This window comes from Ferrovibrio sp., assembly GCF_965278975.1.
Taxonomy (GTDB): Bacteria; Pseudomonadota; Alphaproteobacteria; order Ferrovibrionales; family Ferrovibrionaceae; genus Ferrovibrio.
Map to the genome: position 1 here is coordinate 3705586 of NZ_OZ257126.1, position 26084 is coordinate 3731669.

The following is a 26084-nucleotide window of genomic DNA, read 5'->3' on the forward strand; positions in this document are numbered from 1 at the left end:
GGCAATCTAGCGCCTGAAGTTCCGCGCTACAATTGGTCGATTTTGTTCAGGTAATTTTGGGCCTGATCACGCAAAGCGGCCTGGCGCTCGGCACTGAAGCGGGCCCAGTTGCGATACGGCATGGCAAGCCGTGGATTGCCGGCCAGCTTACGCTGGTTGCGGGCAAGGAAATCCCAGTAAAGCGCGTTGAACGGGCACGCCCTCGGTCCGGTGGATTGGGCCACATCATATGTGCAACCACGGCAATAGTCGGATTGACGCTGGATGTATTTGCCCGAAGCGGCATAAGGCTTTGAAGCCATGCGGCCACCATCGGCGAATAATGCCATGCCATGGGTGTTGGGCAATTCCACCCATTCAAAGGCATCGGCGTAGACGGCCAGATACCATGCCTGCACCTGCTTTGGCGTCAGCCCGGCCAGCAGCGCGAAATTGCCGATCACCATCAGCCGCTGGATATGGTGTGCGTAAGCCTGGCGCAGCGTGTCACCGATGGCATGGCGCAGGCAGTTCATGCTGGTGTTGCCGGTCCAGAAGAATTCCGGCAACGGTCGGTCGGCATCCAGCGCGTTGCTGTTGCCGTAATCCGGCATCTCCAGCCAATAGAGGCCGTGGACATATTCGCGCCAGCCAAGGATCTGGCGGATAAAGCCCTCGGCCGCATTCAGCTTCACGCGGCCTTTGCGGTATTGCTTCTCCGCGGCCTGGATCACCTGCAATGGATCGAGCAGCCCGACATTGATGTAGGGCGATATCACGCTGTGAAACAGCAGCGGCTCATGCTCGGCCATGGCATCCTGGTAGTCGCCGAAATCAGGCAGGGCGTGGTTCATGAACCAGTCGAGTGCGGCTTCGGCATCCGCGCGCGTCACCGCCCAGCGGAAAGGTTCAAGCTGGCCGTAATGATGCGCGAAACGTTCGCGTACCAGGTCCAGCACCTCGCGCGTGATGGCATCGGGAGCCGGGGCAGGGCGTTGTGGGATGGCCAGGCCCTTGGGCAGCGCCTTGCGGTTTTCGGCGTCGAAATTCCACTGGCCGCCCTCTGGTTCGCCGTCGGCATCCAGCAATACCTGGTGGCGCCGCCGCATGGCACGATAGAAGAATTCCATGCGTAGTTGCTGCTTGCCTTCGGCCCAGCGGGCAAAGGCGGCACGGCTGCACAGGAAGCGGTCGTCTTGCCGGATTTCCACCGGCAGGCTCAAGCTATCGCCCCACCGGCGCATGGCATGATCGAGGCGCCATTCCGCCGGTTCGGTAAGGATCAGCCGGGGCGCTTCAAGCTGGGCGATGATTCTTTGCGCCTCGCCGAACAGGCTGCCGCTGTTGGCGGGATCATCGAGACGGCTGTAGTGGACGGTAAAGCCGCGTTTGCGCAGCTCTTCGGCGAAATGCCGCATGGCGGAGAAAATGAAGGCGATCTTCTGCGGATGATGCGGCACATAGTTGGCCTCCTCCATCACCTCGGCCAGCAGGATATGGTCCCGCGCCGGATCGGCATCGCGCAGGCTGGATAACGTCGGGCTCAGTTGGTCGCCCAGCACCAGGCGCAGGCTGGCGGGTATCATGGTGCTGCCTTGCGATTGCTGCCGGCGCGTTTGCGGCAGCCATCGGAGCAATAACGTACCTGGTCCCAGTCACGGGCCCATTTGCGCCGCCATGCAAAAGGGCGCTGGCAGGCTTGGCAGCTTTTGGTTGGCAGATGCGGTTTGCGGTGCACGTCACGCCCCGGTCATGGCCGGCCCCTTGCCGCCATGGAGCATCGGGCTATGATTTGCTGCTGCGGAGGAAATCGACATGCGTGCCATCCTGGTTCTCGTTCTTGCACTGACTATCTGCTGCCTGGGCCGGCCGGTCTTTGCGCAAGGCAACTGGAGCTTCGTTGCGCTGGGCGACATGCCCTACCAGGACCGCGACATCCCCGACATGGAAACCCTGTTTGATGCCATCAACGCCGAGAAGCCGCGATTCTCGGTACATGTCGGCGATACCAAGGGCAGCCATGCCGCTTGCGGCGAAGCCTGGAACAAGCGGGTGCAGACCTGGTTCGCCCAGTTTCAGGCACCGTTGATATATACGCCGGGAGATAACGAGTGGACCGATTGCCATCGGGCAAATCCGCCGAGCGACCCGAATGAGGAATTGAAGCTGTTGCGGCGCATGTTCTTCCAGCGTCCGGACAGCCTGGGTGCCAGGCCAATGCCGCTGGAGCGCCAGAGCAATACTTATCCTGAGAACCAGGCCTGGCGCGTCGATGGCATCCGCTTCGGCACCCTGCATGTAGTGGGCAGCTTCAACAACATGCGCCGCGACCGCGCCGAATATACTGCGCGCAACGACGCTAACCTGAGCTGGCTGCGGCAGCTTTTCTCATCGGCGCGCGGCGACCGCGCATTGGCGATCTTCATGCAGGCCGATCTCTGGTACACGATCGACAACGGCAAGGGCTCGCGCGATGGCATGGATGATCTGATGAAGCTGCTGGAAGAGGAAACCCGGCGCTTCCAGAAGCCGGTGCTGCTGGTGCATGGCGACAGCCATGACTGCGTGATCCAGCCTTCTGCCCCCGGCTTTGGCCCGGACGCGGCACCGATCCCGAATCTACTGCGTGTGGAAGTGCCCGGCGACAGCATCATCGATGCGCTCAAGATCACCGTGAGCCAGGATGCTGCGCAGCCCTTCAGCGTCAAGCCGGTGCTGGGCGTGGCGCGCAACTGCACGCCGAAGAAGAAATGATCTGACGGGGATCAGCCCCGGAAGATCACGGTCTTGCTGCCGTTGATGAAGATGCGGTGTTCGGCGTGGTAGCCGACCGCACGGGCCAGCACCAGGCTTTCGATATCGCGCCCCTGGGCCGCCAGCCGCTCCGGTGAATAGGCATGGTCGACGCGCGCCACTTCCTGCTCGATGATCGGGCCTTCATCCAGATCGCTGGTGACGTAATGCGCCGTAGCGCCGATCAGCTTGACGCCGCGCGCATGTGCCTGGCTGTAGGGCGCGGCGCCCTTGAAGCTCGGCAGGAAGGAATGGTGGATGTTGATGACGCGGCCCTGCAGGTCGGCGCAGAGTTCCGGCGACAGCACCTGCATGTAGCGCGCCAGCACCACGAGATCGATTTTCTCGTCGCGGATGATGTCGCGCAGGCGCTGCTCCTGCGCCGCCTTGTTGTCGTGCGTCACCGGAATGTGGTGATAGGGAATATTGTGCACCGCCGCGCGCTGATACCATTCGCGATGGTTCGAGACGATGGCGGGAATCTCGATCGGCAGCGCGCCGATGGAGTAGCGGTACAGCAGGTCGTTCAGGCAATGACCGAATTTCGACACCATGATCAGCACACGCTGGCGCGCACCTTCATCATGGATTGCCCAGGTCATGCCGAACGGGGCGGCGACATGGGCGAAGGCGGCGCGCACATCCTCCACCACGCGGCGGCTGCCGCTGATGTCGTCAAAGGTCACGCGCATGAAGAACAGGCCGGTCTCGGCGGCGCTGAACTGCCCGGACTCGCGGATATTGAATTGCTGCTCGGCGAGAAAGCCGGACACGGCGGCAACAATGCCGGGGCGGTCCAGGCAGGACAGGGTAAGGATCAGGCCCATGGATTTTTTTGCTGCTAGGAGGATCAGGTCAGCTTGCGGACGGTGGGGTCGGTATTCGGCTTCGCCTTGGCGCTTTGCAGTGCCGCCACGATGCGCTCGAAGAAGTTGCGCGCCTGCGGCGGCTTGGCGACGAAGCCGTTGATACGCATCTTGCGTACCCGTTGCAAGGTTTCCGGATCGGTACGGCCCGACATGATGATGATCGGGATATTCGGATCGATGCCGCGCTCGCCGCTGCGGATACGCTCGATCAGGTCGAAGCCGTCCATGATCGGCATGATCAGGTCCACCAGCAGCAGGTCCATCGGGGTTTCCGAGGCCTTCAGCAGCGACAGGGCTTCCTCGCCATTGGTGGCTTCCAGCACCTGGCCGAAGGAGAATTGCTGCAGCAGCCGCAAAGCGATCTGGCGCGACACGTTGTCGTCGTCGACGATCATGATCCGCCGCACCCGCAGGTCTACCGGCAGTCGGGTCAGATTATCGAAGGCAGGCAGGCGGGTGTTCACGGTCGTTGCCGGCGGTTGCTTAGGTTCGGGCTGGGTTAACAATCCCAGAGTGTGTAAGACCCGGACGATAATTGCAAGATTTGCCTCGCATCTTCGGCGGTGGCTTCCTATGCTCAAAAAAGTTGCGAATCCCGAGGCCTCCAGGGGGTGGCCAGCCTGATGTTCAATGCCGGTCCCGAGTATCTGCGCAAGATGTCCAACATGGTGCTGGATGCCTTGCTCCATGCCCTGGGCGAGAGTCTGGCAACACGGCCGCTCAACCTTGCCGATCTGCAGCGTATCGTTGAGGCAACCAAGGATTCACCCGATCTGGACCACTTCTACCGCGCCAGCTACCAGCAGCTTGAGCGCCTGCAGGAAGAGGAAAAGCAGCGCAATATCCGCACCAACGCCTTTGGCCGGCTGGTGGTGCACCCGCTCTCGGATCATTTCGAGGCCGGTCGACTGGATCGCCGCGTGATCGGCAATTTCTTCTTTTTCATCCGCTCGCTGTTCGGCGACCAGGTGAGCGAATTTGCCGAGACCTGTAGCCAGGTGGCGGAAGAACTGCGCGCCGGCGACAGCCAGGAGGGCTGGGACACGTTCTATGCCGATCCGCGCATGAAGGCGGTTTATTACACGGTGATCGCCCGCGTGGTGAAGGCGTTCCGCGCCTTTGATGTGCGGCGCGACTGGGTGTTGAAGATCATGCAGCATGACCCGACCTCGGTCGGGATTGCGACCAATGTGTTCATCGAGAAGGAATTCGATGGCGAGCCGCTGCCCTTCGGCAACCGCGAATTCTATATCTTCTTCGACAGCCTGGTGCGCCCGCTGCGCGACCTGCAAGGCGCCGACAAGCAGCTTTTCATCGACACCGTGGGCGAAGAGCCGGCCGAGGTGTTCGGCGAATTCATGATCAATCTGGCCCGTTACAAGCCGGCGGATTGAGAGCCAATTCAGCGCTCAGCGTCATTCCCGCGAAGGCGGGAATCCCGTTTCACGTTGGTAAAAATGGGACCCTCTGTAAGCGCGCGAACGCCTAACGGGGTTCGTGGGCGCACAGGCCCGAAGGGCTGGCGCGAGGGTGACAAGTATGTGTAAACGCCATGCCCTGCCTGCGCAGGGCATGGCGTTTACACATGATGAGCCGTCATGGCCCGCTTTAGGCGGGCCATCCACGAGTTCGTTTTTAAACTTTTGGATTAATTCGAATTCGCCGGTTCGCGGTGATCGAGCTTGGCGGCGAACTGCTCGAACAATTCGCTGACGCAGCGCGCCACGGTGCGCTGATGGTTGTCGTTGAGCTGGTCGGCGGCGCGCATGCAGAGATCGGCGAATTTGCGCGCCAGCTGAATCGCCTCGCGGTTCGAGTCCATGCGGATTTCGTCGAACACGGTAACGATGTAGTCGCGCGTCTGGTTGCTCTGGTGATGCGTCACCGGCCGCTCGCCCATCAGGCTGTCCAGCATGGCGTTGAAGGTCTGCGAGGTGTCGATGGCGATCGAGGCCAGGATTTTCTCGATCCGCTCGTTATCCTTGGCCGAGAGGGCGCGCGGCGCGGTGGCGGCAATACGTTCCTTCATCTCATGCTCGGGCAGGCTGGATTTGGAGGACGTGCGGTTCCACATGCAGATCACCTAAAACTGGGCCGGGCAGGCGCGTCACCGCGCTGCCCGCCGGGGCGGATTTCTTCGGCTCAATCCAGCATAGCACAAGACCGCCCGCCGCCTGCAAGCAGCGCGTGAATTTTAGGAAATGACTTCCTTGGCAGCCCGGATCAGGTTGTCGATATGCCAGCCCTGGAACAGGCGGATGCCGGCAGCCTGGCCGGCGCGCAGCGCCTCGTCGGTCTCGCAGCGCGCCATGATCACCCGGTTCGGGTCGGCATCGACGATCTTCTGCTGGATGTCCTTGGCCACCCAGTCGTCGTGATGATCCTTGAAATAGAACAGTTTGATGAAATCGGCGCGCAGTTCCTTGCGGCCGAACAGGCCGAGCAGATCGGGTGTGATGCCGTCGATCAGGATGCGGTAGCCGTTATTCTGCAGGAATTCGCAGGCCAGCAGGTATTCGGCATAATCCCAGAACACGTCCCAACGCTGCAACTCGACAATAATCTGCTCTTTCTTGACGATATTGCCGATGCGGCTGTCGAAATCGCGGAACTGGTCGCTCAGCACCGTCGAGACATTGAGGTTGATCGAGAAGGGGCCGCTGTTGCGGGTGACGAAGCCATCCAGCAGCGAACGGAACACGCGGCTGTCCAGCGTGCGTGTCAGATACTGAAACAGGGCGCGCGAGCCGCGCAGGTTCACATTCGGCGCGATGGCTTGGCGCAATTCGTTCACGCCGACATAGATTTCCTGGAAGATCGGCTTCGGCGGCTGATTGCCGAATACCACGGAAATCGGCTGACGGCGCATGAAGGTGGTAACATCCGCCTTCTTCAGGATGTCTTCGATCTGCTGCAACGCGCCGGGCGTGATCGGCACGCCATCGGTGGCGCCGGCGCCGGTGCCGGCCTTGGCCAGCAGGCGCTTGCGGCGCTCGGAATAGACGCGGAAACGCTGCGCCATCGCGTCCATCCATTCCTGGAGCTCATCCAGGTTATGGTCGAAGCGATACCAGCGCACGGCATTCTCGGCTTCCTCGGGCGTGAGGCCGATGGCGACGTTGTTGCGGGTCAGCACATCATCGATTTCGAGCACCATCTTCTCGAAGCTCTGCTCGAAGAAGCGCTCGGAGAGGCGGGCGAAAAGCACGATGGAATAGTCGTGCAGCGTGTAATAGCTGCCTTCGTATTTCGACATCAGCGAGCGGATCGCGTGCACTACAATGTTGTAGCTTTCGCGGTTACGCTCGAAATTCTTCGGATTGACGAACTGCATGATGGCGCAGATACGGCCGCCAAAGATTTTGCCGCGTACAATGCGGTCGAAGTCCGTGAACATCTTCTCGTCATCGGACGCCGGCGTCGTATTGTTGACCTCGCTCATCATCGACTCGGCCGCTTTCTCCCACCCCGGGGGCTGCACCGCGCCGCCTCCGGTCAAAAATACCGTCTGCGACACTATGACAAATTATGTCCCAGCTAAAAAGCCGGATCATTGGTTAATAACCTTCGCGAGGATAATAAAGCATTAATTTCTCGCCATCTGGCGGGATCACACTGGTGTGACGTAAGAATATTACGCCGCTGGGAGGGGCCGTCAGCGCAGGCGGCGGGCAGCCAGGGCTTCGGCGGTGTCGATGTCGTTCAGCACGGCATCCTCCCCGGCATCCACCTCGCAGACCCAGTCGGAAAGCTGCTCCAGCAGCCGCCGGGCGCCGCTATCTCCGTCCAAGCCTTTGAGTTGATTGAAGAACTGGGCGCCCCAGAGAATCGGGTTGCCACGTTTGGAGCCCACCACCGGTACGCAGATGGCGCGGCCTTCCACCGGGTTGAAGGCGGAAATCAGCTTGTCCAGCACGCGTGCCGACACGTCCGGCATGTCGCCGAGGCAGATCAGGGCGCCGTCCAGTCCTTCGGGCAGGGCGCGGATGCCGGCCACCAGGGAGGTGGCGAGGCCCTCGGCAAACCGGGGGTTATGGGTGAAGCCGAGGCCGTCTGGGGCAGCCGCCCCGGCGAGGGCTGCTGCCTGCACCTCCTCGGCGCGGTGGCCGGTCACCACCAGCACGGGCCGGGCCGGGGAGGCCAGCACATGCTCCACCACATGGCGCAGGATCGGCTTGCCCTCCAGGTCGGCCAGCAGCTTGTTGCCGCCCTGCATACGGCTGGACAGGCCGCCGGCCAGGATCACGGCGGCGATGCGTGGCCGCCTGGGAGTATCGGGTGCCGGGGTCTCCTTGGCGCCGGCCGCCAGTCCTGATCGCGGCATCGGCCGGGTGGGGATTTCCTTCAGCAGGCCGCCGGCCCCCATGCGCATGATCTCGGCCCGGCCAACACCGAGGCCGGCGCAGAGGCGCTGCAACACCCAGTCGAAGCCATTCAGCTTCGGCGAGCGGGCGCAGCCCGGCACGCCGACCACCGGCACTTCGGCGATACGGCCGATCAGCAGCAGGTTGCCGGGATCCACCGGCATACCGAAATGCTCGACAATGCCGCCGGCCGCGACGATGCCGGCCGGCACCACATCCTGGCGGTCGACGATGGCGGTACCGCCGAACACCATGATCGGCGCGCAGCCCTGTTCGCGCAGCTGCGCCACGCAGATGCCGATGGCAGTGGCGTCATGCTCGCAGATCAGGCTGCCGCCGAGATCGCTGCCCAGGCGCAGCAGGCGTTCGCGCAGGGCGGCCTCGGTCTTGGCCAGCACGCTATCCTTGGTGCCGTCCACGCGGGTCATCACCAGACCGACGCGGCGTGCCTCGAACGGCGCCACGCGCACCAGCGGGCCGTCTTGCGCCGCGATTTCAGCCGCGCGCTCTACCACATCGCGCGGCGCGGCAAAGGGGATGATCTTCACGGTCGCCAGCATCTGGCCCGGTTCCACTACCTCGAAAGGCGCCACCGTGGCGATGGTAACGGCTTCATGCAGCAGGTTCAGTTCATCGACGCGGGCTGGCTCCAGCACGGCGATGCCGGCGGTCTCGGCGTAGATATTGGCGCGGCCGGTGAAAGCCGTGGCGGCGCGCGCCGCGCTGCCTGTCGCGGCCTCGGCGATCCGGCTTGCGGCCTGATCCTCGGGCACATCATCCGGCCCCAGCCGGGCGGCATAGACGCTGTCCAGCCCTTCCTGCAGCAAGGCTGCAACATCCTCCGCGCTCAGCACGCGGCCCTTGCGGAAGCGTTGTGTGCCGACGCTGATCGAATGGCCGAGGATGCAGCCCGCCGCCTCGCGTGCCGGAAGGGGACCGAAGAACATGCGTCAGGCCGCGGCGCTGGCGGTGGCCACGACCGGCTGGCGCAAAGCCTGGGTCATCTGACCGAGGATGGAGATGGCGATTTCCGCCGGTGTCTTGGCGCCGATGGAAAGGCCGACGGGGCCATGGATACGGGCAAGGTCGTCCGGCCCGAAGCCGGCAGCCGTGAGGCGTTCGATCCGCGCGGCATGGGTTTTCTTGCTGCCCAATGCGCCGATGTAGAACACATCCGATTTCAGCGCCGCGTGCAGCGCCGGATCATCCACCTTCGGATCATGGGTCAGCGTCACCACGGCGGTGCGGATATCGGGCTTCAACTGCGCCATGGCTTCATCCGGCCAGTCATTCGACAGCCACACGCCGGGGAAGCGCGCTTCGCTGCCAAACGCGCTGCGCGGATCGATCACCGCCAGCTCATAGCCGGCGAATTGCGCCATCGGCACCAGGGCCTGGGCGATATGCACGGCGCCGACCAGGATCAGCCGCAGCGGCGGATTGAACACGTTGAGGAAGAGGGGGCCCTGCTCGGTATCGATGGTGCGCGGCTTGTCTTCCAGCATGGCGGCGCGTGCCGCCTCGCCGATGCGTGGGTCGATATCCTTCAGGCCCTTCTTGCCATAGAGGTAGAGCAGGCGCTGTTCGCCGGTTTCAAGAAACGTCGCCAGCACCACCGGCGTCTTGGCGGCGCGGTCGGCCTGTAGCTGTTCGAGGATTGCCTGTTTCATCCGTCCAGCCGCTCCACATAAACCTGAATCTTGCCGCCGCAGGCAAGGCCGACTTCCCAGGCCTGGGCATCCGACACGCCGAAGCTCAACAGCCGCGGCTTGCCATCCTGAATCGCATCCAGGCCCTCGGTGACCACGGCGCCTTCGATGCAGCCGCCGGAAACCGAGCCGAGGAAGCGCCCTTCATCATCGATCACCAGTTGGCTGCCCACGGGACGCGGCGCCGAGCCCCAGGTGGTGACCACCGTGGCGATGGCGACGCCCTTGCCGCCAGCCTTCCAGGCCAGGGCCTCGGCGAGCAGATCTTCGCGCGCCACATTATTCTCATGCGCAGGATTCATGCCGCCATCCTTCCCAGATTCTGTTTCAGCCGGTTGCCGATCTCGTTCTGGCCGCTCAAGGCGGCAGCGAGTTCGGCCACAGAGTTTAGATTGTGCACGGGACGGAAGTCGTCAACATGCGGCAGAATGGCGCGGATGCCCAGCGCCTTCGGCTCGAAGCCATCCCAGCGCAGCAGCGGGTTGAGCCAGATCAGCCGCTTGCATGACTTGTGCAGCCGTTCCATTTCGCGCGCCAATTGCGGCCCCGGTTCGCGGTCCAGGCCATCGGTGAGCAGCAGCACAATGGCGCCCTGGCCGAGCACGCGGCGCGACCAGAAGCGGTTGAACTCGGCCAGGGTGGCGCCGATGCGGGTGCCGCCGGACCAGTCCGGCACACGCGAGCCGACATCGGCGAGCGCCTTATCGACATCCTTCTGGCGCAGCAGGCGCGAGACATTCGACAGCCGCGTGCCGAACAGGAAGCTGTGCACGCGATGGCGGTCGTTGCTCAAGGCATGCATGAAATGCAGGAACATGCGGCTGTACTGGCTCATCGAGCCGGAGATGTCGCACAGGATAACCAGCGGCGGCTCACGCGTGACGGTGGATTTGCGCACCAGCGGGATGGCGCCGCCGCCAAGCCGCAGCGAGCGCCGCAGCGTGGCGCGCAGATCGATGCGCGGGCCGTTTGCGTCAAGCTGGAAGCGCCGTGTGCGGCGCGGCGGGAAGGGCCAGGCGATGCGCGCCAGGGCATTGCGCGCAGCAGTCACTTCCTCGGCGCTCATCTCGGCGAAATCCTTGGTTTGCAGCAGCTCGCTGGCCGAGAAGGTGAGCGTGGCGTCAAGCTCGATCTCGCGCTCGCCGTTATCGTCCTTCGGCTTGCCCTGGCGGTCCGGCATCAGTGCCTGCTGCACGCGGCGCGACATTTGATGCTTCTGCGGTTCGGCGCCGCCCTCGGCCTCGGGCAGCATCATGCGCATCAGGCGTTCGAGGATTTTCGGATCGCGCCAGAAGATATGGAACGCCTGGTCGAACAATTCGCGCTGGTCGCGGCGGTTCACCAGCACAGAGAACAGCGTCCAGTAGAGATCGTCGCGCCGCTTGATGCCGGCGGCTTCCACCGCACGCACCGCTTCCAGGGCCTTGCCGGGGCCAAGCCGCAGACCGGCGGCGCGCAGCATGCGCACGAAATGCACGATATTCTCGGCGAAGCGACCGCCTTCCGGGCTTTCGCTTGGCGCCATCAGGTTCATTGTTACAGCCCCGCCAGTTCCTGCTGCACCTGGCGCAGGATGGCGGCAGCTTCGCTGCCCTGCATTTTCGCTATATCATCCTGATACTTGAGCAAGACGCCGAGCGTATTATCGATGGTCTCCGGGTCCAGCGCCACCTTGTCGAGGAAGGTCAGCGCCCGGGTCCAGTCGATGGTCTCGGCGACACCCGGCAGCTTGAACAATTCCTCATTGCGCAAAGCCTGCACGAAGCGGACGATCTCCTGGCTCAGCCGCTTCGGCGCACCTGGCACCTTGCGCTCCAGAATGGCCAGCTCGCGCTCGGCATTGGGATAATCCACCCAGTAATAAAGGCAGCGGCGCTTCAGTGCGTCGTGGATTTCCCGCGTGCGGTTCGAAGTGATGATAACGATGGGCGGCGCGGCGGCCTTGATCACGCCAAGCTCCGGCACGCTGATCTGGAAATCCGACAGCACTTCCAGCAGGTAGGCCTCGAAGGGTTCGTCGGTGCGGTCGAGTTCGTCGATCAGCAGCACCGGCGGGCCGGCGGCATCATCCTTCAGCGCCTGCAGCAGCGGCCGCTCGATCAGGAAGTCGCGGGAGAAGATGTCCTTGGTGATCTTGCCGCGATCCTGTTCACCCGCAGCTTCCGCCAGGCGGATTTCCAGCATCTGGCGCGGGTAGTTCCACTCATACACAGCGGAATTGAGGTCCAGGCCCTCATAGCATTGCAGCCGCACCAGGCGGCGGTTCAGCGTTTCCGCCAGCACCTTGGCGATTTCGGTCTTGCCGACACCGGCTTCGCCTTCAAGAAACAGCGGTCGGCCCATCTTCAGGGCCAGGAACAGGCTGGTGGCCAGCGGCCGGTCGGCCACATAGTCGCCGGCGGCGAGCAGGGTTTCGACGGCGTCGATGGAGGCGGGCAGGGCGGATTTGGGCTGGGCGGGCATCGGCTGGAACTTCCGGGCAGATACAGAACGGCTGCGGCGACGGCAGGCTGCCATCCTGCCCCAGGCCAGGGGTGGGGCGCAATTCACCCGGCGCACCAGCGCAGGTTGAGGCGGGGATTTTCAGAAGGGGTGGAGGTCCGGGCCGGAATTGAACCGGCGTACGAGGATTTGCAGTCCTCTGCGTAGCCACTCCGCCACCGGACCCCGATGCATCAGCCGGAAAGAACCGAACTGGCGCGACGGACCTTGTAGGCGGAAGCGGTTGGCCGGGTCAAGCCCCTGGGGGGCTGGCGGGACCTAGGTGGGACCCAGGCGGGACGCTGGCAGGACCTTGGCGGGAGTCGGGGTGCGGCGGCGGCCCGGAGACTGTGACAGATGTCACAGGCCGGCGAGGCTTAAGCCAAACTACGGACATTGTTTTTACCGCAATGCGGCATTATAAACCGAGGGCTAATTCCCTCTGCCCCAAACCGGAATCGTGTAATGGCTTCCGCCGACCGACTTTTCGCCGAGGCCCGGCGCCAGATGGTGCTGACCCAGCTGCTGCCGAACAAGGTGATCGACGAGCGTCTGATCGCGGCCATGTCGGCGACGCCGCGCGAACAATTCGTGCCGAAATCCTACCGCGGCGTGGCCTATATGGACGAGGACATCACGGTCGCCTCGGGCCGCGCGCTGATGGAGCCGCTGGTGCTGGCACGCCTGCTGCAGGAAGCCGATGTGGCGCCCAGTGACGTTGCCCTGGTGGTTGGCTGCGGCACCGGCTACGACCTGGCCGTGCTGGCCCGCCTGGCCAGCACCGCGATCGGCCTGGAAAGCGATGCCGCCCTGGCCGCCGAGGCGACCAAATTGCTGGCCCAGCTTGGCCTCGACAATGCCCCCGTGATCGAAGGCGCGCTGGCCGATGGCCTGGCGAAGCAGGGGCCGTATAACGTGATTCTGCTGGCCGGCGCGGTGCCGGAAATCCCGGCTCAGCTCAAGCAGCAACTGGCCGAGGGCGGCCGTCTGGTGGCGGTGCGCCGCCCCAAAGGCGCTCCGATTGGCCAGGCCGTGGTGGTCAAGCGCGCCGGAAACCTGTTCGCCGAACGTGTGATCTTCGATGCCGGCACGCTGCCGCTGCCGGGCTTCGACCGCCCCGCCGGTTTCGTGTTCTGACGCGATGAGCGCGTTGCCGGTGGAGATCGAGGTTGATGAGTTGTCGCTCTGGCTGGAGAGCAAGGCGGATGTCGCCCTGGTCGACGTGCGAGAGGATTGGGAAGTAAAGCTCTGTGCCCTGCCGGGTGCCACCCATATCCCGCTGGGGCAGTTGCCCGGGCGGGCCGGGGAAGTGCCGCAGGCCAGCCGGGTGGTGGTGTTTTGCCACCATGGCGGGCGCAGCCTGCGGGCCACCCAGTGGCTGCGGGCGAACGGATTTTCACAGGCGATTAACCTCGCCGGCGGTATTCATGCCTGGGCCGAACGGATCGACCCGGACATGGCGACCTACTAGACAGGTTTTGGCGGGTGCCGCCCGGATACGGGGGCCCCAGGGGAAGAATGGTGGTTGGAATGGCGAAGCTTTCAATTCTGCGCGGTGCTCTCCTCAGCGGCGTCATGTCTGCCGCCTGGCTGCTGACCGCGCCGCAGGCTGGTGCGCAGACCCTCAGCGAGGTGCTGTCCAACGCCTATACCAACAACCCGACGCTGGGCGCCGCCCGCGCCGCGGTGCGGGCCACCGATGAAGGCGTGCCGCAGGCCCTGTCCGGCTGGCGCCCGACCGTCAACCTGACTGGCGAAGCCGGCGTGCTGCGCCAGGATTACAAGCCCAACACCGCTTCGACCCAGAGCGACACCATCAACCCGACCTCGCTCGGTGTCTCGGTGAGCCAGCCGCTGTATCGCGGCGGCCGCGTCGAGGCCCTGACCGATAGCGCCGAAGCATTGGTGCAGGCCGCCCGCCAGGATCTGGCGAGCACCGAGCGCCGCGTGCTGCAGGACAGCGTCACGTCTTACATGGACGTGCTGCGCGATCAGGCCGTGGTCGATCTGACCCGCAATAACGAAGGCGTGCTGCGCCGCCAGCTGGAAGCCACCCGCGAGCGTTTCCGCGTCGGTGAAATCACCCGCACCGACGTCGCCCAGGCTGAATCGCGCCTCAGCCGCGCCACCGCCGACCGCATTTCCGCCGAGGGCGCGCTGCTCTCCAGCCGTGCCACCTTCGCCCGCATCTCCGGCCTGCAGCCGGGCCGTCTGGTGCCGCCGCCGGCTTTGCCGACCCTGCCGTCCAATGAGGATGAGGCGATTGCCATCGGCGACAAGGAGAATCCCGAATTGCAGGCGGCGCAGTTCCGCGAGCTTTCGGCCCGCGCCGATGTACGCGCGGCTTCCGGCGCGCTGCTGCCCAGCGTGTCGCTGAATGCCTCGGCCGTCCGCACCACGGAGCAGAGCCGCGCCGATCTGGACCTCAACACCGCCCGCGCTGGCATTCAGGTGACGGTACCGCTGTATGAGGCCGGCGGCGTCTACAGCCAGACCCGCCAGCGCAAGCAGACCTTCAACCAGCGCCGCATCCAGGTGGACGAGCAGCGCCGCCTGGTGCGCCAGAGCGTCACCCAGGCCTGGGAAAACCTCAACACCGCTCGCTCCAACATCAACGCCCGCAAGGCGCAGGTGCAGGCCTCGCGTATCGCCCTTGAGGGCGTGCAGCAGGAAGCCGAGGTCGGTTCGCGCACCACGCTGGATGTGCTGGACGCGGAGCAGGAATACCTCGACGCCCAGGTGGCGCAGGTGCGCGCGGAGCGTGACGAGTATGTTGCCGGCTTCGTGCTCTACTCGGCGGTGGGCCGTCTCTCGGCCCGTAATCTGGCTCTGCCGGTGCAACTCTACGATCCGGCCGAGAACTACAGCCGGGTGCGCGACCTGTGGTTTGGCACCGATGGCGGGCTTGACGTCGAATAATCGCAGATTTTCGGCGAAGGCCTTGCAGTATCGGGAAAAACGCCTTAACCCGGTTTAACAGTTCGGTTATCTTTTGCAGGCATATCATGGTGCTGACGAGTCGGTGTAACCGGCTGGTCGGCACCGTTTCGTGCCGCTAGCCGCGCTACAGGCAGGTTCAAGCAGCCGAACCGGGGAGTATTCCCCGCGACGGGAAGATCGGGCAGGGGATGAGCGACCCTAAGGCAGGGCAGAGCGAACCGACAATGGAGGAGATTCTCGCCTCCATCCGTCGGATCATTTCCGAGGATGGGGCCGAGAACGCTGCTGCGCCGGCGCCTGAGCCCGAACCTGTAGCCGCTGCCCCGGAACCCGAGCCGGAACCGCCGCCGCCCGAGCCGGAACCCGAACCCGAGCCCGAACCGGAGCCGGAGCCCGAGGCACCGCCGCCGCCACCTCCGCCACCCCCGCCGCCGCCCCGCATGGCGATGCCGGAGCCGGAGGAGGAATACGAGCCGCCGCCTCCGCCACCACCCCCGCCGCCGCGCCGTAGGCCCCCGCCGCCGCCGCGCGAGGAAATCTACGACCTCACCGATGTGGTGCGCGACGACGAGTATGATGCTCTCGTCTCGCAGCCGACGGCGACCCGCGCCGCCAGCCATCTTGGTACGCTGGCCGGTGCCGTTGCCGGCGGTCGTGCCATGGGCCTGGGCAACGGCCAGCGCACGCTGGAAGAACTGGTGAAGGAATTGCTGCGCCCGATGCTGAAGGAATGGCTCGACGCGCATCTCGCCACCATCGTACAGCGCATCGTTGAGCGCGAGGTGGCCCGCCTGACCATTCAGGCGGAAGAGGAACAGGATCACCTCTAAATCCGCCGCAATGGTGCTCTCCGGGCTAGACTGACTGGCCCGGATCGTCTTTTATTTGCGCCCATTTTTGCCCCCGAGTTGGACCATGCTGGACAAGACCTATCAGCCGCAATCCGTGGAACAGCGCCTCTATGAGGCCTGGGAGCAGGCTGGCGCCTTCAAGCCCGCCGCCAAGTCCGGCAAGCCCTACACAATTGCCCTGCCGCCGCCGAACGTCACCGGCAGCCTGCATATGGGCCATGCGCTGAATCATACGCTGCAGGATGTGCTGATCCGCTTCGAGCGCATGCGTGGCCGTGCCGCCCTGTGGCAGCCCGGCACCGACCATGCTGGCATCGCGACGCAGATGGTGGTGGAGCGCCAGCTTGCCGCCAAGCAGATGAACCGCCATGACATGGGCCGCACCGCGTTCCTGGAACGCGTGTGGGAATGGAAGGCGGAATCCGGCGGCATGATCACCGGCCAGCAGCGCCGCCTGGGCGAAAGCTGCGACTGGAGCCGTGAACGCTTCACCATGGACGAGGGCCTGAGCGCCGCCGTGCGCAAGGTGTTCGTCGAGCTTTACCGCGATGGCCTGATCTACAAGGACAAGCGGCTGGTCAACTGGGACCCGAAGCTGCTGACGGCGATTTCGGACCTGGAAGTCGAGCAGCACGAAGTGCGCTCGCATCTGTGGTATTTCAAATATCCGCTGGAAGGCCGCGACGGCGAATTCATCACCGTTGCCACCACGCGCCCGGAAACCATGCTCGGCGATACTGGCATCGCGGTGCACCCGGAAGATGAACGCTACAAGCACCTGATCGGCAGTTATGCCATCCTGCCGCTGGTCGGTCGCCGCATCCCGATTGTCGGCGACGAGTATTCCGACCCGGCCAAGGGTTCGGGCGCGGTGAAGATGACGCCGGCGCATGACTTCAACGACTTTGAAGTCGGCAAGCGCCATGGCCTGGAGATGATCAACATCTTCGACAAGCATGCGCATCTCAACGATGCCGTGCCGGAAGCCTATCGCGGCATGGAGCGGTTCGCCGCCCGCAAGAAGGTCGTCGCCGATCTGGAAGCCCTGGAACTGGTCGAGAAGATCGAGCCGAACACCCATATGGTGCCGCATGGCGACCGCTCGCAGGTGGTGATCGAGCCGTGGCTGACCGAGCAGTGGTATGTCAACGCCGAAGTGCTGGCGAAGCCTGCCATCGAAGCGGTGGAGAAGGGCGATATCCAGTTCGTGCCCAAGAGCTGGGACAAGACGTATTTCGAATGGATGCGCAACATCCAGCCCTGGTGCATCTCGCGTCAGCTCTGGTGGGGCCATCAGATCCCGGCCTGGTATGGCCCGGATGGCACGGTGTTCGTTGCCTATGACGAAGCCGAGGCGCAGGCCCAGGCCGACAGGCATTACGGCAAGGCGGAAACGCTGACCCGCGATGAGGATGTGCTCGATACCTGGTTCTCTTCCGCGCTGTGGCCGTTCTCGACGCTCGGTTGGCCGGAACCGACCGACATCCTCAAGGCGCATTATCCGAACGACGTGCTGGTCACCGGCTTCGACATCATTTTCTTCTGGGTTGCCCGGATGATCATGATGGGCCTGCATTTCACCAAGGAAGTGCCCTTCCGCACGGTGTATATCCATGCCCTGGTCCGCGACGAGAAGGGCCAGAAGATGTCGAAGTCGAAGGGCAACGTGCTTGACCCGCTCGACCTGATCGACAAGTTCGGCGCCGATGCGCTGCGTTTCGCGTTGTCGATCTTTGCCGCTCAAGGGCGTGACGTGAAGATGTCGGAGAGCCGCGTTGAGGGCTACCGCAACTTCGCCACCAAACTGTGGAATGCTTCGCGCTTCGCCGAGATGAATGAATGCGCGCTGCCTGCCGGTTTCGATCCGGCGGCAGTGCAGCAGACCGTGAACCGCTGGATCATCGGTCGGCTGGGCCGCGCCGCGCGCGAGACCACGGCGGCGATTGAAGCCTACAAGTTCAACGAGGCCGCCGGTGCGCTCTACCAGTTCACCTGGTCGGTGTTCTGCGACTGGTATCTCGAACTGATCAAGCCGGTGCTGATGGGCGAGGATGGCCCGGCCAAGGCCGAGACGCGGGCCACCTGCGCCTATGTGCTGCGGCAGTTGATCCACCTGCTGCATCCGTTCATGCCGTTCATCACGGAAGAACTCTGGGAACAGCTTTTCGACGGCAAGAGCCAAGGCTTCCTGATGCTGCGCGACTGGCCCACGGATGGCGCCCGCGCCGACGATGCGGCCGCCACTGCCGAGATCGACTGGCTGATCCGCCTGATCGAAGGCGTGCGCACGGCGCGCAGCGAACTCAACGTGCCGGCGGCGGCGAAGATCGCGCTGATCGTCAATGGCGGCGGCGCCGATGTCGCGGCGCGGCTGGATCGCCATGCCGACCCGATCAAGCGCCTGGCGCGCATCGAGACGATCACGCTGGAGCAACCGGTGCCGCAGGGTTCGGCCCGCGTGGTGCTGGATGATGCCACCCTGATCCTGCCGCTGGCCGATGTGATCGACATTGCCAAGGAGCGCGCGCGTCTGGCCAAGGAGCGCGACAAGGCACTGGCCGAGATTACCAAGATCGACGCCAAGCTTGGCGATGCCACCTTCATGTCACGGGCGCCGGAAGCCGTGGTGGAAGAGCAGCGCGAACGCCGCGTGGTGCAAGGCGCGCTGGCCGAGAAGCTCGGCGAAGCCCTGGCGCAATTGGGGTGACATGACGCTCGGGTCCGATGATGCCGATCTGCTGGAAGCCGCGCGCGACCTGATCCGGCGGCGCTATGCCGTCGGCCGGCATCATATCGCGGCAGCCCTGCGTACGCGTTCGGGCAAGATCGTCACCGGCCTGCATCTCGATACCTATGTCGGCCGGGCTTCCGTCTGTGCGGAAGCGGTGGCGGTGGGCCAGGCGATGGCTGACGGCGCCGGCAAGGACGATCCGATCACCGCCATCGTCTCGGTGCGGCATCCGCGCCCGACCGAAGCCAACCAGCAGATTCAGGTGGTGGCGCCCTGCGGCATCTGCCGCGAGATGCTGCGTGATTTCGCGCCCGAAGCACGCGTGATCCTGGATGTGGAAGGCAGCCTGCGCGCCTACAGCACCGCGGACTTGCTGCCGCTGAAATACCACCGCCAGCCTTGAGGCGGGGCGTTACGCCCAGTCTTTCCAGTTTTCTTTGTCACTCTCGCGAAAGCGAGAGTCCCATTCTGTTATGAAATGGGATACCCGCTTTCGCGGGTATGACACATTCAAGAAAAATCACCCGCCAACCGTAGCGGCAAAGACGCGGGCGTAATTGCCGCCGAGGATTTTCTGCACGTCCGCCGGCTTGAAGCCGATGCCCAGCAGCGCATTGGCGAGGTTCGGCAGTTCGGTGTAGCTGTCGAAGGTGGAAGCGCCGACAAGGCCCATCATGTCGGTGCCGATGCCGACATAATCGACGCCGATCAGTTCGGCCACACGCGCGATCCCGGTAGCTAGTTCGGCCATGGTGGCGTAGATGCCGCTGGGCGGCCAGATGCCGATCACGCCGCGCGTGGCGGCGATGAAGCGGGCATGTTCGCGCGAAATCTGCCGGCTGGTCGGGCCGGGCTTGATGGTCATCGAGGTATGCGACAGCACCAGCGGCTTAGCGGTGATATCGGCCACCTGGCGCACCATGTTCATCGGTGCATGGGCCACATCCACCACGATGCCAAGCTGGTTGCAGCGTTTCACCACGTCGGCGCCGAAAGCCGTGAGGCCGCCATGCACGGCGGGTTCGGTCTGGATATCGCCGAGTTCGTTCGGGCGGTAATGCGTCAATTGCAGGTGGCGCAATTGCCAGCGCGTATAGGCTTCGTCCAGCCGCTCCAATCTGCCTTCGAGGAAATCCGCGCCTTCGCTGGCGATGATCACGCCGGGATTATCGGGCCGCGTTGCCGCCAGTTCGGACGCCGTGGTGATGATTTTCAGCCCCTGCGCCTTGGCGAGCGCCTGGGCGCGCGGAAACGACTTGGTGGCGAAGCCATAGAGTTCGCCGGGCTTGGGATCACGGAAGGGCTTGATCTGGCCATTGGCAACCCGGGTCACGGGCGTATCCGCCACCACGGTAAGGCAGACCACAGCCATGCCGCCTTCGCGCATCGGCTCGGCCAGCGGTGAAAAAGGTGCCGCTTCCTCGGTGCGGCGCAGGCCGATCAGCGAACCGCCATGGCTGTGGATGTCGATGGTCGGCAGGGCGGTGAGCAGCGCGCGCATTTCGGTTGCCGGCAGGGCGGGGGCCGCTGCCTGGGCAGCCTCCGGCCGCCAGGCGGAAAGCCCGAGCAGGGCGCCGCCACCGGCCAGCATGGCGCGGCGGGTGAAGCCGGGATGCGGTGCGGCTTCCAGCGGGTCGGCAACCGGGCTGGCCTGGCGGAGCTGGAAGCGCCAGTCATCGGGATCATCGCCGGGCAGGCGTCGCCATTCGCCACGCAGCCGCAGGCGCGGCATATCCAGGCGCAGCGGCAGGGCGGCCAGCACTTCCACGCGCCGCGCCGGATCGCGCGGCAGATGCGCGGCGCAGCAGCCGGGTTCATCCGTGAGGGCGAAATAGTCGCTGCGTTCTGGCCCATCCAGGCCGAGGCACCAGCCTTCCAGTTCCACCCAGGTGCCGTGCAGGCCTTCGGTGCGGCCCGCGCGGATATCCTCCCAGCCGATGCGCATTGCGTCTCCCCCGGTTCGCGGGTGATTATGCGGTCAAGCAAGCACAGAGGAAACCAAACAATGAGTAACCGCCCGGAACAGGACATTCTCGCCGTGGTGCAGACCTATCTCGATGGTCTGTATGAAGGTGATACGAGTAAGCTGGCGCAGGCCTTCCATCCGGCGGCGCATCTCTACTGCACCACGGGCAACACCCTGGTGAATGTGGACCAGCAGCAGTGGTATGACCTGGTGAATTCCCGCCCCTCGGCCAAGTCCAAGGGCCAGGGCCGCGAAATGGAGCGTGTGCTGCTGCTCGATGTCACCGGGCCAAACACCGCCCTGGTGAAGCTGAATTGCGCCATCCTGCCGCGTCTGTTCACCGACTATCTGAACTTCGTGCTGCTCGATGGCCGCTGGCAGATCATTTCGAAGGTTTACCACTTCGAGACGGTTTAGCCCGGTTTTCGGGCTGCAATGCCCAAGTGATTCCATAGTCGGGCCACAAAGCGGCCCCAATCTCGCGGGAACCTCAGGCCATCCAATCAAGGAGGATGGCCATGCGTGCTGTTGCCCTGATAACCACCCTGATGCTGGCTTTGCCGGTTGCTGCTTTCGCGCAGGAGCGTGCGGAACCGCGCCAAATCCCGGGCCAGACTGTCGTGTTTTTCTCCGAGCAGTCGGCGGGCCTGAGCGATCTGGCGCAGCGTGTGCTGGATACCCAGGTGGCGCTGCTCAACGATGCCGAACTGACCCTGACCGGCGAAGCCTCGCTGGATGAAGGCGATGAGGCCGTGCTGCTGAGCCTGGCGCGTGCCGAGGCGGTGCGCGACTACCTGCTGGCGCGCGGCGTCGAGCCGGGTCATGTCGCCCTGGGCGGCAGCCGCATCAGCCTGCCGGGCCAAGGTGGCCCGATGGTGAGCGCCGAACTGCGCCCGCGCCAGGCATTGCTGCTGAATTGAGCTATCGCGCGACAGTGACGCGGCGGATGCCGAATACCGTGAGCGTGGTGGCGGCGAACATCGCTGCGGAAAGCACCAGCACATGCTGCGGCGCGCCGTGGTCGAGCAGCAGCCCGACCGCCAGCGGCGCCATCGCCGAGCCGGCATCCAGCCCGGAATAGACAAACCCGAAAACCCGGCCGGATGCCCCCTTGGGCGCAGCGGCGCGCACGATCAGGTCACGCGACGGCGTGGTGCTGCCTTGCAGGAAGCCGGCCGTGGCAATTGCCGCCACCAGCAGCAGACCCGGCAGGTCGAGGCGTGACACCAGCAGCAGCAGGCCGGCGGCGCTGAGCAGGCCGAAGACGACAATCTTGCCCGGCGGAATGCCGCGATCCGCCGCCACGCCGCCCAGCATCACACCGGCGGAAGCGCCGAGCAGAAAGCCAGTGAGCGCCGTGGTGGCCAGCGTGAGCGGCGTGCCATGCAGCGCATCCAGCGTGGTCGGCAGGAAATTCTGGATCGCCACCAGGCCGATGGCGAGCAGCAGGAAATAGCTGAAGCAGACCAGCACCGGCAGGCTGAGCAAGGGTACCGCGCTGTTTCCGCCCGCCGCGCGGTTTTTTGCACTCACATCCTCGGCCAGGCGGTCGCGGCCGAGCAACAGTAGCACCAGGATGCCGAAGCCAACCACGGCAGCCAGAGCCAGCGCGCCGCGCCAGCCGACCAGCAGCGCGGCGCCGGCCATCAGCGGCGGCGCCAGGGCCCAGCCGAGATTGCCGCCCAGTGTGTGCGAGCCATAGGCGCGGCCGAGCCGGTTCTGGTTCACCGAGGCATTGAGGATCGAGTAATCGGCGGGATGAAACACGCTGTTGCCGGCGCCCGCCAGCAGCGCGATGGGAAACAGCATCCAGAAGCTTGGCGCCAGGCCATAGAGCAGGATGCCGGCGCAATAGAGGCCGAGGCCGCCAAGCAGCACGTTGCGCGCGCCAATGCGGTCGACCAGGAAACCCGCCGGTGTCTGCAACAGGCCGGACGTGACATAGAACACCGTCATCACCGCGCCAAGCTGGGTGTAGCTGACCTGGAAGTCATCCTTCAGCAGCGGGAACAGGCTCGGCAGCACAAGCTGGAAGAAGTGGCTGATGCCATGCGCCACGCCGATCAGTGCCATCACCTGCACATCACGGAAGGGAAGCTCCGGCTTCTGGCCGGCGGGAAGGGCGAGGTCGGTCATGCTGATGCAGTGGGGTGGCGTTTCCATCCCGGCTTTACCGCCGGTTGCATGCAATCTAACGCTTTTTGCTGGAAAACACAGCTTTGGTTGTGAATTTGATGAGATGATCAACAAAGTTCACTTGTGCGACTGCAATCCCTATGGCACAAACTCCTTGTGGTTAGATTGTTTGTGTACCTATTTCTATTGCTGACTGCACTGGGCTTCGGCAGCATCGCCCAGGCACAGCCGCGTGCCCTCATTGTCGGTGTCGAGGACCTCGACTACCCGCCACACTACACCACGCTTTCCGGCACCTATCGCGGTTTTGGCCGTGAACTGTTCGATGCCTTCGCCGCTGCCGAGGGGCTGACGGTGGAATACCGTCCGATGCCGGTGGTGCGCCTGCATCAAGCTCTGATCGAGGGCCGCATCGCCTTCAAGTATCCCGACCATCCAAGCTGGCAGCCGGAGCCGAAGCGGGCCGCAGGCGTGGTCTACAGCCAGCCGGTGGTGGGCTATCTCGATGGCATCATGGTGAAGCCCGAGCGGCTGAAGCAGCCCGCCGAGCCGCTCAATGCCCTGGCCATGGTGCGCGGCTTCAGCCTGCCCGCCGACACGCTCTGGCAATTCCGCGGGCCGGCCCTGATGGAACAGACCTCGCTCGGCGCCGCAATCCGCGAGACCCTGCTAGGCCAGGCGGACGGGCTGTTCGGCAATGTGGAAGTGCTGAAGCATCAGATGCGCTATGTGATGATGCTGCCGGATGACACGCTGGTTTTCGATCCGCGCCTGCCGCATCAGCGCGGCAGCTATTATGTATCCACCCGCGACCACAAAGCCTTGCTGCAACGGCTGGATCTGTGGATGCACCGCGAGGCGGAGATGCTGACCGCGCTGAAACTGCGCTACGGGCTTTCCGACTGAGTGGCTGCCTGGCCTTGCAGCCAGTCGAGATAGGCTTGCAGGATGTAGCCGGCTGCCAGTTTGTCCACCAGTTCGGCGCGGCGTGCGCGGCTCAGATCCGCTTCCACCATCATGCGCTGCACCGCCACGGTGGAGAGCCGTTCATCCCAGAAGCTCAGCGGCAGCGGCAGCAGCGGCGCCAGGTTGCGGGCAAAGGAGCGCGAGGCCTGGCAGCGCGGCCCCTCGGTGCCATCCATGTTCACCGGCAGGCCCAGTACCAGGCCGCCGACGCCTTCCTTGGCGGCGATGCGGGCGAGTTCGGCGGCATCGTCCTTCAGCTTCTTGCGCGCCAGCGTGGCATAGGGCGTGGCGATCTTCCGCCCGGCATCGGAAAGCGCCAGGCCAATGGTCTTGGTGCCGAGGTCCAGCCCCAGGAAACGCTGGTTCTCGCCAAGCCAGATCGGCGCCGCGCCGGGCTTCGGCTGGCGTTTCGGGCCAGGCTCGGACCGGGGGCCGGATGAGGGGGAGGATGGGTTGCCGGGAAGGGTCACGGATGCTACTTTCCGCCGCGATTTTCGTAATGATTCCGACCTGCTAGCACGAACGGACAGCGCATGTCATTGGATAAAGCGACGGTGGCGAAGATCGCCAAGCTGGCGCGGCTGAAACTGGAGCCGGAACGCCAGGAGGCGATGACGGCCGAGTTGAATAAGATTCTCTCCTTCGTCGAGGAATTGCAGGCGGTCAATACCGACAATGTGGCGCCGATGACCTCGGTGGCGCCGATGAAGCTGCGCCAGCGCCAGGATGTGGTCAATGACGGCGGCAACGAAGAGGCGGTGCTGAAGAACGCGCCCGGCCGCCAGGGCAGCTTCTACACGGTTCCCAAGGTGGTTGAATAATGAGCCTCGATCCCGCCCGCCTGACCATTGCCGACGCGCTTGCCGGTCTGGCCAAGAAGGACTTCACCAGCGTCGAACTGACCGAAGCCAGCATCAAGGCGATGCAGGCCGCCAAGCCGCTGAATGTCGTTATCACCGAAACGCCGGAGAAGGCGCTGGAGATGGCGCGTGCCTCCGATGCGCGCCGCGCCGCAGGCCAGGCCGGGCTGCTGGATGGCATCCCGATCGCCGTGAAGGACCTGTTCTGCACCGACGGCGTGCTGACCACGGCGGCCAGCCATATCCTGGATGGCTTCAAGCCGGCCTATGAATCCACCGCCACCGCCAAGCTGTGGGCCGAAGGCGCGGTGATGCTGGGCAAGGTGAACCTGGATGAGTTCGCCATGGGCTCCTCCACCGAGAGCAGCTATTACGGCCCGACAGTGAATCCCTGGCGTGGCAAGGCCGGTGAGAAGCTGGTGCCGGGCGGCTCGTCTGGTGGTTCGGCTGCCGCTGTCGCTGCCGGCTTCGCGCTCGGCGCCACCGCCACCGATACCGGCGGCTCGATCCGCCAGCCGGCGGCGCTTTGCGGCGTCACCGGCATCAAGCCGACCTATGGCCGCGTGTCGCGCTGGGGCATCATCGCCTATGCCTCGTCGCTGGATCAGGCTGGCCCGATGGGCAAGACCGTGCGCGATTGCGCGCTGCTGCTGCAAGGCATGGCCGGCTTCGATGCCAAGGACAGCACCTCGGTGGATCTGCCAGTGCCGGATTACAGCGCCAGCCTGGAAGCCGGCGTGAAGGGCCTGCGCATCGGCATTCCGCGCGAATACCGCATGGATGGCATGAACCCGGAAATCGCGGCTTTGTGGGAGCGTGGCAAGGAATGGCTGCGTGCCGCCGGTGCCGAGGTGGTGGATATCAGTCTGCCGCATACCTACCACGCGCTCGCGGCTTACTACATCGTCGCGCCGGCCGAGGCGTCGTCGAACCTGGCGCGCTATGACGGCGTGCGCTATGGCCTGCGCGTGCCGGGCAAGGACCTCACCGAGATGTATGAGAATACCCGCGGCGCCGGTTTCGGCCGCGAGGTGCAGCGCCGCATCATGATCGGCACCTATGTGCTTTCGGCGGGCTATTATGATGCCTATTACACCAAGGCGCAGAAGCTGCGCACCCTGATCAAGAAGGATTTCGATCAGGCCTTCCAGCGCGTCGATGCGATCCTGACGCCGACCTCGCCGAACGCCGCTTTCCCGATCGGCGCCAACAGCGACGATCCGGTGGCGATGTATCTCAACGACGTGTTCACCGTGCCGATCAATCTGGCCGGTGTGCCGGCGATCTCGGTGCCGACCAATCTGAACAGCGAGGGCCTGCCGCTGGGCCTGCAGCTGATCGGCAAGCCGTTCGATGAGGCGACCCTGCTGCGCGTGGCGCGCAGCATCGAGCAGGCGGCGGATTACAAGGCGATGCCGGAAGCCTGGTGGAGCAAGTGA

Annotated in this window: 27 protein-coding genes and 1 tRNA gene; 13 read left to right on the top strand and 15 right to left on the bottom strand. The window is 64.4% G+C overall.

Translation table 11 applies throughout. The annotated features are described in order from the left end of the window. Positions 1 to 26: 26 nt before the first annotated feature. The gene (locus ACQY7X_RS17520; protein WP_428246700.1) at positions 27 to 1565 is read right to left on the bottom strand and encodes a cryptochrome/photolyase family protein; all 1539 of its coding nucleotides are present in this window, start codon (positions 1563 to 1565) and stop codon (positions 27 to 29) included. After that, the gene (locus tag ACQY7X_RS17525; protein WP_428246701.1) at positions 1562 to 1717 is read right to left on the bottom strand and encodes a DUF2256 domain-containing protein; all 156 of its coding nucleotides are present in this window, start codon (positions 1715 to 1717) and stop codon (positions 1562 to 1564) included. Before ACQY7X_RS17525 ends, ACQY7X_RS17520 begins: the two co-directional genes overlap by 4 nt. Positions 1718 to 1794: 77 nt before the next feature. Between ACQY7X_RS17525 and ACQY7X_RS17530 the strand changes: the two genes are divergently transcribed. Beyond that, a complete protein-coding gene (locus tag ACQY7X_RS17530) occupies positions 1795 to 2733 on the top strand; it encodes a hypothetical protein (RefSeq protein ID WP_428246702.1) in 939 nt (312 codons plus the stop codon). Positions 2734 to 2744: 11 nt separating this feature from the next. On the opposite strand, the gene purU is transcribed toward ACQY7X_RS17530, so the two are convergent. After that, positions 2745 to 3599, bottom strand: a complete 855-nt coding sequence (purU, locus tag ACQY7X_RS17535; protein WP_428246703.1) for a formyltetrahydrofolate deformylase — start codon at positions 3597 to 3599, stop codon at positions 2745 to 2747. 23 nt (positions 3600 to 3622) lie between these two features. After that, positions 3623 to 4105: a response regulator gene (locus ACQY7X_RS17540; protein WP_428246704.1), complete on the bottom strand. Its 483-nt coding sequence runs from the start codon at positions 4103 to 4105 to the stop codon at positions 3623 to 3625. A gap of 159 nt (positions 4106 to 4264) precedes the next feature. Between ACQY7X_RS17540 and ACQY7X_RS17545 the strand changes: the two genes are divergently transcribed. Beyond that, positions 4265 to 5035, top strand: a complete 771-nt coding sequence (locus tag ACQY7X_RS17545) for a hypothetical protein (protein WP_428246705.1) — start codon at positions 4265 to 4267, stop codon at positions 5033 to 5035. Between the two features lie 254 nt (positions 5036 to 5289). Here ACQY7X_RS17545 and ACQY7X_RS17550 read toward each other — a convergent pair whose 3' ends face one another. From ACQY7X_RS17550 to ACQY7X_RS17585, 8 genes are all read right to left on the bottom strand, one after another. Continuing rightward, entirely contained in the window at positions 5290 to 5715 is a 426-nt protein-coding gene (locus tag ACQY7X_RS17550) for a hypothetical protein (protein ID WP_428246706.1), read from the bottom strand. Positions 5716 to 5835: 120 nt separating this feature from the next. Continuing rightward, the gene (locus ACQY7X_RS17555) at positions 5836 to 7086 is read right to left on the bottom strand and encodes a hypothetical protein (protein ID WP_428246707.1); all 1251 of its coding nucleotides are present in this window, start codon (positions 7084 to 7086) and stop codon (positions 5836 to 5838) included. A 210-nt stretch (positions 7087 to 7296) separates the two neighbouring features. Continuing rightward, complete coding sequence (locus ACQY7X_RS17560) at positions 7297 to 8952, bottom strand: NTP transferase domain-containing protein (RefSeq protein WP_428246708.1); 1656 nt, start codon at positions 8950 to 8952, stop codon at positions 7297 to 7299. Positions 8953 to 8955: 3 nt separating this feature from the next. Then, a complete protein-coding gene (locus ACQY7X_RS17565; RefSeq protein WP_428246709.1) occupies positions 8956 to 9675 on the bottom strand; it encodes an XdhC family protein in 720 nt (239 codons plus the stop codon). Further along, positions 9672 to 10016: an XdhC family protein gene (locus ACQY7X_RS17570; protein WP_428246710.1), complete on the bottom strand. Its 345-nt coding sequence runs from the start codon at positions 10014 to 10016 to the stop codon at positions 9672 to 9674. Before ACQY7X_RS17570 ends, ACQY7X_RS17565 begins: the two co-directional genes overlap by 4 nt. After that, a complete protein-coding gene (locus tag ACQY7X_RS17575) occupies positions 10013 to 11248 on the bottom strand; it encodes a vWA domain-containing protein (protein WP_428246711.1) in 1236 nt (411 codons plus the stop codon). The genes ACQY7X_RS17570 and ACQY7X_RS17575 overlap by 4 nt, the downstream gene beginning before the upstream one ends. 2 nt (positions 11249 to 11250) lie before the next feature. Further along, positions 11251 to 12177 carry an AAA family ATPase gene (locus ACQY7X_RS17580; protein ID WP_428246712.1) on the bottom strand — a complete coding sequence of 309 codons (927 nt, stop codon included), beginning with the start codon at positions 12175 to 12177 and terminating at the stop codon, positions 11251 to 11253. 130 nt (positions 12178 to 12307) lie between these two features. Beyond that, positions 12308 to 12381: transfer RNA gene (locus ACQY7X_RS17585), tRNA-Cys, on the bottom strand. A 279-nt stretch (positions 12382 to 12660) separates the two neighbouring features. Between ACQY7X_RS17585 and ACQY7X_RS17590 the strand changes: the two genes are divergently transcribed. From ACQY7X_RS17590 to ACQY7X_RS17615, 6 genes are all read left to right on the top strand, one after another. Continuing rightward, the gene (locus ACQY7X_RS17590; RefSeq protein WP_428246713.1) at positions 12661 to 13332 is read left to right on the top strand and encodes a protein-L-isoaspartate O-methyltransferase family protein; all 672 of its coding nucleotides are present in this window, start codon (positions 12661 to 12663) and stop codon (positions 13330 to 13332) included. 4 nt (positions 13333 to 13336) lie between these two features. Further along, complete coding sequence (locus tag ACQY7X_RS17595) at positions 13337 to 13666, top strand: rhodanese-like domain-containing protein (protein ID WP_428246714.1); 330 nt, start codon at positions 13337 to 13339, stop codon at positions 13664 to 13666. Between the two features lie 59 nt (positions 13667 to 13725). After that, positions 13726 to 15114 carry a TolC family outer membrane protein gene (locus ACQY7X_RS17600; RefSeq protein ID WP_428246715.1) on the top strand — a complete coding sequence of 463 codons (1389 nt, stop codon included), beginning with the start codon at positions 13726 to 13728 and terminating at the stop codon, positions 15112 to 15114. A gap of 209 nt (positions 15115 to 15323) precedes the next feature. Continuing rightward, positions 15324 to 15965 (top strand): DUF2497 domain-containing protein, encoded by a 642-nt coding sequence (locus tag ACQY7X_RS17605; RefSeq protein ID WP_428246716.1) that lies wholly within the window; start codon positions 15324 to 15326, stop codon positions 15963 to 15965. A gap of 85 nt (positions 15966 to 16050) precedes the next feature. Beyond that, on the top strand, positions 16051 to 18693 hold the full coding sequence (locus tag ACQY7X_RS17610; protein ID WP_428246717.1) for a valine--tRNA ligase: 2643 nt from the start codon (positions 16051 to 16053) through the stop codon (positions 18691 to 18693). A 1-nt stretch (position 18694) separates the two neighbouring features. Further along, positions 18695 to 19120, top strand: coding sequence for a cytidine deaminase (locus ACQY7X_RS17615; RefSeq protein WP_428246718.1), 426 nt, complete (start codon positions 18695 to 18697; stop codon positions 19118 to 19120). A 117-nt stretch (positions 19121 to 19237) separates the two neighbouring features. Here ACQY7X_RS17615 and ACQY7X_RS17620 read toward each other — a convergent pair whose 3' ends face one another. Further along, complete coding sequence (locus ACQY7X_RS17620; protein WP_428246719.1) at positions 19238 to 20662, bottom strand: dipeptidase; 1425 nt, start codon at positions 20660 to 20662, stop codon at positions 19238 to 19240. A gap of 60 nt (positions 20663 to 20722) precedes the next feature. Between ACQY7X_RS17620 and ACQY7X_RS17625 the strand changes: the two genes are divergently transcribed. Together ACQY7X_RS17625 and ACQY7X_RS17630 are read left to right on the top strand one after the other, a co-directional pair. Continuing rightward, positions 20723 to 21100 (top strand): nuclear transport factor 2 family protein, encoded by a 378-nt coding sequence (locus ACQY7X_RS17625; protein WP_428246720.1) that lies wholly within the window; start codon positions 20723 to 20725, stop codon positions 21098 to 21100. 101 nt (positions 21101 to 21201) lie between these two features. Next, positions 21202 to 21603, top strand: a complete 402-nt coding sequence (locus ACQY7X_RS17630; RefSeq protein ID WP_428246721.1) for an OmpA family protein — start codon at positions 21202 to 21204, stop codon at positions 21601 to 21603. A gap of 1 nt (position 21604) precedes the next feature. Here ACQY7X_RS17630 and ACQY7X_RS17635 read toward each other — a convergent pair whose 3' ends face one another. After that, positions 21605 to 22846: an MFS transporter gene (locus ACQY7X_RS17635; protein ID WP_428246722.1), complete on the bottom strand. Its 1242-nt coding sequence runs from the start codon at positions 22844 to 22846 to the stop codon at positions 21605 to 21607. A gap of 159 nt (positions 22847 to 23005) precedes the next feature. Here ACQY7X_RS17635 and ACQY7X_RS17640 point away from each other — a divergent pair, with 159 nt between their 5' ends. Further along, positions 23006 to 23725: a substrate-binding periplasmic protein gene (locus ACQY7X_RS17640; protein WP_428246723.1), complete on the top strand. Its 720-nt coding sequence runs from the start codon at positions 23006 to 23008 to the stop codon at positions 23723 to 23725. On the opposite strand, the gene ruvX is transcribed toward ACQY7X_RS17640, so the two are convergent. Then, the gene (ruvX, locus tag ACQY7X_RS17645; RefSeq protein ID WP_428250073.1) at positions 23707 to 24165 is read right to left on the bottom strand and encodes a Holliday junction resolvase RuvX; all 459 of its coding nucleotides are present in this window, start codon (positions 24163 to 24165) and stop codon (positions 23707 to 23709) included. The two genes, ACQY7X_RS17640 and ruvX, sit on opposite strands and share 19 nt — an antisense overlap. A 153-nt stretch (positions 24166 to 24318) precedes the next feature. On the opposite strand from ruvX, the gene gatC reads away from it, so the two are divergent. Further along, positions 24319 to 24606 carry an Asp-tRNA(Asn)/Glu-tRNA(Gln) amidotransferase subunit GatC gene (gene gatC, locus ACQY7X_RS17650; RefSeq protein WP_428246724.1) on the top strand — a complete coding sequence of 96 codons (288 nt, stop codon included), beginning with the start codon at positions 24319 to 24321 and terminating at the stop codon, positions 24604 to 24606. Then, entirely contained in the window at positions 24606 to 26084 is a 1479-nt protein-coding gene (gatA, locus tag ACQY7X_RS17655) for an Asp-tRNA(Asn)/Glu-tRNA(Gln) amidotransferase subunit GatA (RefSeq protein WP_428246725.1), read from the top strand. The genes gatC and gatA overlap by 1 nt, the downstream gene beginning before the upstream one ends.

Bases quoted from the DNA above. Each gene is read 5' to 3' on its own strand.
- purU (WP_428246703.1), bottom strand. From the start codon at position 3,599: ATGGGCCTGATCCTTACCCTGTCCTGCCTGGACCGCCCCGGCATTGTT.
- ACQY7X_RS17595 (WP_428246714.1), top strand. From the start codon at position 13,337: ATGAGCGCGTTGCCGGTGGAGATCGAGGTTGATGAGTTGTCGCTCTGG.
- ACQY7X_RS17600 (WP_428246715.1), top strand. From the start codon at position 13,726: ATGGCGAAGCTTTCAATTCTGCGCGGTGCTCTCCTCAGCGGCGTCATG.
- ACQY7X_RS17565 (WP_428246709.1), bottom strand. From the start codon at position 9,675: ATGAAACAGGCAATCCTCGAACAGCTACAGGCCGACCGCGCCGCCAAG.
- gatC (WP_428246724.1), top strand. From the start codon at position 24,319: ATGTCATTGGATAAAGCGACGGTGGCGAAGATCGCCAAGCTGGCGCGG.
- ACQY7X_RS17570 (WP_428246710.1), bottom strand. From the start codon at position 10,016: ATGAATCCTGCGCATGAGAATAATGTGGCGCGCGAAGATCTGCTCGCC.
- ACQY7X_RS17615 (WP_428246718.1), top strand. From the start codon at position 18,695: ATGACGCTCGGGTCCGATGATGCCGATCTGCTGGAAGCCGCGCGCGAC.
- ACQY7X_RS17620 (WP_428246719.1), bottom strand. From the start codon at position 20,662: ATGCGCATCGGCTGGGAGGATATCCGCGCGGGCCGCACCGAAGGCCTG.
- gatA (WP_428246725.1), top strand. From the start codon at position 24,606: ATGAGCCTCGATCCCGCCCGCCTGACCATTGCCGACGCGCTTGCCGGT.
- ACQY7X_RS17635 (WP_428246722.1), bottom strand. From the start codon at position 22,846: ATGGAAACGCCACCCCACTGCATCAGCATGACCGACCTCGCCCTTCCC.
- ACQY7X_RS17550 (WP_428246706.1), bottom strand. From the start codon at position 5,715: ATGTGGAACCGCACGTCCTCCAAATCCAGCCTGCCCGAGCATGAGATG.
- ACQY7X_RS17530 (WP_428246702.1), top strand. From the start codon at position 1,795: ATGCGTGCCATCCTGGTTCTCGTTCTTGCACTGACTATCTGCTGCCTG.
- ACQY7X_RS17605 (WP_428246716.1), top strand. From the start codon at position 15,324: ATGAGCGACCCTAAGGCAGGGCAGAGCGAACCGACAATGGAGGAGATT.
- ACQY7X_RS17575 (WP_428246711.1), bottom strand. From the start codon at position 11,248: ATGAACCTGATGGCGCCAAGCGAAAGCCCGGAAGGCGGTCGCTTCGCC.
- ACQY7X_RS17610 (WP_428246717.1), top strand. From the start codon at position 16,051: ATGCTGGACAAGACCTATCAGCCGCAATCCGTGGAACAGCGCCTCTAT.
- ACQY7X_RS17630 (WP_428246721.1), top strand. From the start codon at position 21,202: ATGCGTGCTGTTGCCCTGATAACCACCCTGATGCTGGCTTTGCCGGTT.
- ACQY7X_RS17545 (WP_428246705.1), top strand. From the start codon at position 4,265: ATGTTCAATGCCGGTCCCGAGTATCTGCGCAAGATGTCCAACATGGTG.
- ACQY7X_RS17625 (WP_428246720.1), top strand. From the start codon at position 20,723: ATGAGTAACCGCCCGGAACAGGACATTCTCGCCGTGGTGCAGACCTAT.
- ACQY7X_RS17555 (WP_428246707.1), bottom strand. From the start codon at position 7,086: ATGATGAGCGAGGTCAACAATACGACGCCGGCGTCCGATGACGAGAAG.
- ACQY7X_RS17580 (WP_428246712.1), bottom strand. From the start codon at position 12,177: ATGCCCGCCCAGCCCAAATCCGCCCTGCCCGCCTCCATCGACGCCGTC.
- ACQY7X_RS17590 (WP_428246713.1), top strand. From the start codon at position 12,661: ATGGCTTCCGCCGACCGACTTTTCGCCGAGGCCCGGCGCCAGATGGTG.
- ACQY7X_RS17520 (WP_428246700.1), bottom strand. From the start codon at position 1,565: ATGATACCCGCCAGCCTGCGCCTGGTGCTGGGCGACCAACTGAGCCCG.
- ACQY7X_RS17560 (WP_428246708.1), bottom strand. From the start codon at position 8,952: ATGTTCTTCGGTCCCCTTCCGGCACGCGAGGCGGCGGGCTGCATCCTC.